The following is a 3,371-nucleotide window of genomic DNA, read 5'->3' on the forward strand; positions in this document are numbered from 1 at the left end:
GAAGAATGTATTATCTAAATTTGGGAAGATAGACGTACTGGTAAATAATGCAGGATTCGGAATCTATGGTTCTTTTTTAGAAACAGATTTAAGTGAAGAAGAGTATATGATTAAGACGAATTTGTTAGGTCCGATATACTTCATGAAGGCTGTTCTTCCTCACATGGTATCGAGAAGAAGTGGCAGTATAGTTAATATTATTTCTGAGGCCGCTTACGTAAGTACTCCTAAGCTTTTAGTTTACTCAGCTACTAAATCAGCGTTAAGTAGTATAACAAATGGTTTATGGGCTGAGATGAGAAAGTATAACGTTAAGGTTAGTGGGATCTACCCTGGTCCAGTGAAGACTAATTTCTCTTCCCATCCGTCCTTTAAGAAGGCAGGAAGCGATCCTTTTGCTAAATACGCAGTAGAGCCGGAGCATGTTGCTAGGGCAGTTTTAAAGGCTATAAAGACTGGAAAGAGGGAAATATATGTTCCTTCTAAGCTTAAACTTGATCCTTATTTCCTAAAATTAAGTAACCTATTTCAGAGTTTGACTTATGGTTTTATAAGCAAATACTTTGCTTAACATATGCTTAGCTATAGTCCTATCTTTGTTTATTTCTAGGCTTACTTGCCTTAGCCAAAAATTGTAGAGTCATCTTACCACTTTATGGAAGATACTACTACACCTTGGAGAAGGCAATAGAGAAGGTGGTTTAAAGAGAAATCAGTAGAAGACGATATAGAGAAGTCGAATGGAATACCGTGCTGGCTCATTGTAAAGTACTTTAAGTTATAAATTTAAGGAGTCAACAATAGAGCGATTTCCACTCCCGTCACTTCAAACATTCACGCTTTAAGGTTAAGCAATGTCTCTTCCTAAAAGCTGGTTCAAATTTAGAAGAATCCTTAAACTCACTTTTTTCAGTTGGTGCCTTTTGCCTCAGTTTTCGTCTTTATACTTATGTTTTTAGTAACTTTTCTTGCTCTTTTGGATAACATATTATACGCCAGTTTACGTTATAGTTTATTAGTTGCATTCTTATGCACTTTTCTTGACTCTCTATATAATGTAGAGGAGACTGACCTTATATTATGGGAGGATAGATGTCTAGCTAGGACGTTATGGGTTAATGTGGTGAACAGATACAAGGTTGTCCAAGACGCTATTTTGAGGTTGATGAAATTGTGAGTGGTGAGTTGTTATTATTACATAAAACTTTTAATTTAGAAGGAAAAATAGTATGGGAGGGAGAAGGGGTTTGGAAAGCACCTCGAATCCCCCATTACCTATATCTGCGAGTGATGTATCAGCCCTAGGTGCAATGATACAATTTACCCTAGACTATACCACAATAAGAGATCAAGGTGTTTGTACTGGGAGAGGATTAAAGAAAGTATTAGAAAGTGAGGCTAAATATGAGGTATACCCGGCTTTAACAGTCTCTGGTAGAGTGTCCACTAGTACTACAAACATTTTTCAGATATTAAGGCATGGGATAATAATAAGGACGGCTGAGGGGAATTACTATTATATAGGAGGGAAGTCTAACTATTGGATACAGGATAGGGCGTTACATGCTTATCAAGGGGGTACTGAGTTCGTCTTAAGCTCTGAATCGGGTAGTAGGCTCTTCAAGGAGATAAGGGACTCACCATCTAATATTGTAGTGTTACAAGTGAGGGGGATAAGGATATCGGGTACGTGGTATCAACCTAGCCAGTTAGAAGGATGTCAAACCCCAGTATTAGGTTGGATAATGGAATGGATACAATCTACTAGTGGCGTAGGTGCTGGAGTAATAATGAACTATGTAGCACAGTTTACTGATTTACGGAAGGACTTTATCGAAGTTCCTGGAAATCTGGTCTACGAGTCTGGTGGACATTACACTACTGACCCGTTACAAGCGATTCTTAGGTCTTTTTCAACGAAGCCGCCTTTCCCATATTTTATGATACTAACGAAGATAGTCTCTCAGCTGGAGAGCTCTTTAGGTATACCTTTACAGATTCCATACTCGTTTGGATTTGTTCTGTTCCCTGCTAGTGTTATGAAGGACTTCTGTGAGTTCTTTTTAGTTGGTAAACCTCAAGAATACTGTAATTATTTAGTCAGTGATACTACATATAATGAGTCAATAATTGGGGCTCCAATATTTTCCTCAATTATATGCCCTAGTGGCTGTAAGAGGTTAGGTTTAGCAGGCCTAGTGTATAAAGGCCAAATGGTGGGTGACTTTTTAGGTTTAGCCTATGTGAAGCCTCCTACAGATTACACCGATGCCGGTATTCAAGCTTATGCTCAAGAATTGGGTGTTTCTAATGCTCTTCAGATTAGTAAATCGCTAGTGGGTGGTGCTAGTAGGGCTGAGGCGGAGCTCATTTCAGTTTTTGGTCTTTCAGCTACTGTTGCTAGTGCTATAATAAATGTTTTAGTGACATGGTATGAGGACTGGCAGAGGGTGTTTGAGGAGGCTAAGCCTTATGCTGAAGAAGCTAGGAATGTTGTAAACGAGGTCAGGGATTTCTTGAATAAGATTAGGGAGTATAGGTTGTTAAGTTATGTTGATGAATGCTTAGCTGAGACTATTATTAGCAATGAGCCATTAGAATATTGGTATGATGCTACGAAGGGGTGTGTGACAAGTAAATTAGGTTAGCCTCCTTATATGTCTGGGAACTCGTAGCCTTTTATCATACTACTCTTCTTGAAGGCATTCAAGTAGTTTGCTCCAGCTGTTCTCACCTTGGGCTATACACTTTAAAGCGTTCTTATACCTAACTACCTCTGCCTTTATGCCTTATCGTGTAACTTTATCCCTCCAATTTTCCAGCTTAATTTAACATCACGTAGACGTGGAAACCACTCCTAAGGCATCAAGAATACAACCAGACTCGTAATACCTAACAACCCATCTCATCATTATCCCTCATCAACGAGCAAATAATCCCTATCCTTAATATCAAGCTTAAGCTCATAATTAACGCTAGGTAACTTGTGAAAAGCAAGTGAGGTAGTAAAGTCCTTTAGCCCAGCAAGTAAAAGGCTAATACAAGGAGTGAAACCTAGGCTTAAAAGGACAATTTGGGAAATCAAACCTATTCTCGCCCTCACTCTAAAAATACTTTTCCACAGTAAAGAAAATTCAATTCATATCAACCAAATTGTTATCCATACACAAGCTTTCCTCACTTTGTAAAAGTAATTTTCTATCAAGTCTGAATTAAATTATTTTGACAAACTTTTTATGCATTTACATCAGATTAAAATCAGATTAAAACACATGAACAAGACTTTATTGATAATTGGAGTTGTACTAATAGTGCTTGCAATTGTAATATTTTTTATAAGTAGTTATCTTACAGCCTCTTCTATATCCCAT

The 3,371-nt window shown here is 37.8% G+C and carries 4 protein-coding genes; 3 read left to right on the top strand and 1 reads right to left on the bottom strand.

The features are described 5' to 3' along the window. The 3 genes from DMP16_RS08625 to DMP16_RS08635 form a co-directional block, all read left to right on the top strand. Window positions 1-571: SDR family NAD(P)-dependent oxidoreductase (locus DMP16_RS08625; RefSeq protein ID WP_143577105.1), on the top strand; the 571-nt coding region annotated here is incomplete at its 5' end. A 405-nt stretch (window positions 572-976) separates the two neighbouring features. Then, window positions 977-1,177, top strand: a complete 201-nt coding sequence (locus DMP16_RS08630; protein ID WP_143577106.1) for a hypothetical protein — start codon at window positions 977-979, stop codon at window positions 1,175-1,177. Window positions 1,178-1,229: 52 nt separating this feature from the next. Further along, the gene (locus DMP16_RS08635) at window positions 1,230-2,648 is read left to right on the top strand and encodes a hypothetical protein (RefSeq protein WP_069281632.1); all 1,419 of its coding nucleotides are present in this window, start codon (window positions 1,230-1,232) and stop codon (window positions 2,646-2,648) included. 263 nt (window positions 2,649-2,911) lie between these two features. Here the strand turns inward: DMP16_RS08635 and DMP16_RS08640 are convergent, their stop codons facing one another. Then, window positions 2,912-3,103, bottom strand: coding sequence for a hypothetical protein (locus DMP16_RS08640; RefSeq protein ID WP_069281634.1), 192 nt, complete (start codon window positions 3,101-3,103; stop codon window positions 2,912-2,914). Window positions 3,104-3,371: the final 268 nt, after the last annotated feature.

The sequence above is a fragment of the Sulfolobus sp. B1 genome (assembly GCF_007050195.1).
In the GTDB taxonomy this organism is placed as follows: domain Archaea; phylum Thermoproteota; class Thermoprotei_A; order Sulfolobales; family Sulfolobaceae; genus Saccharolobus.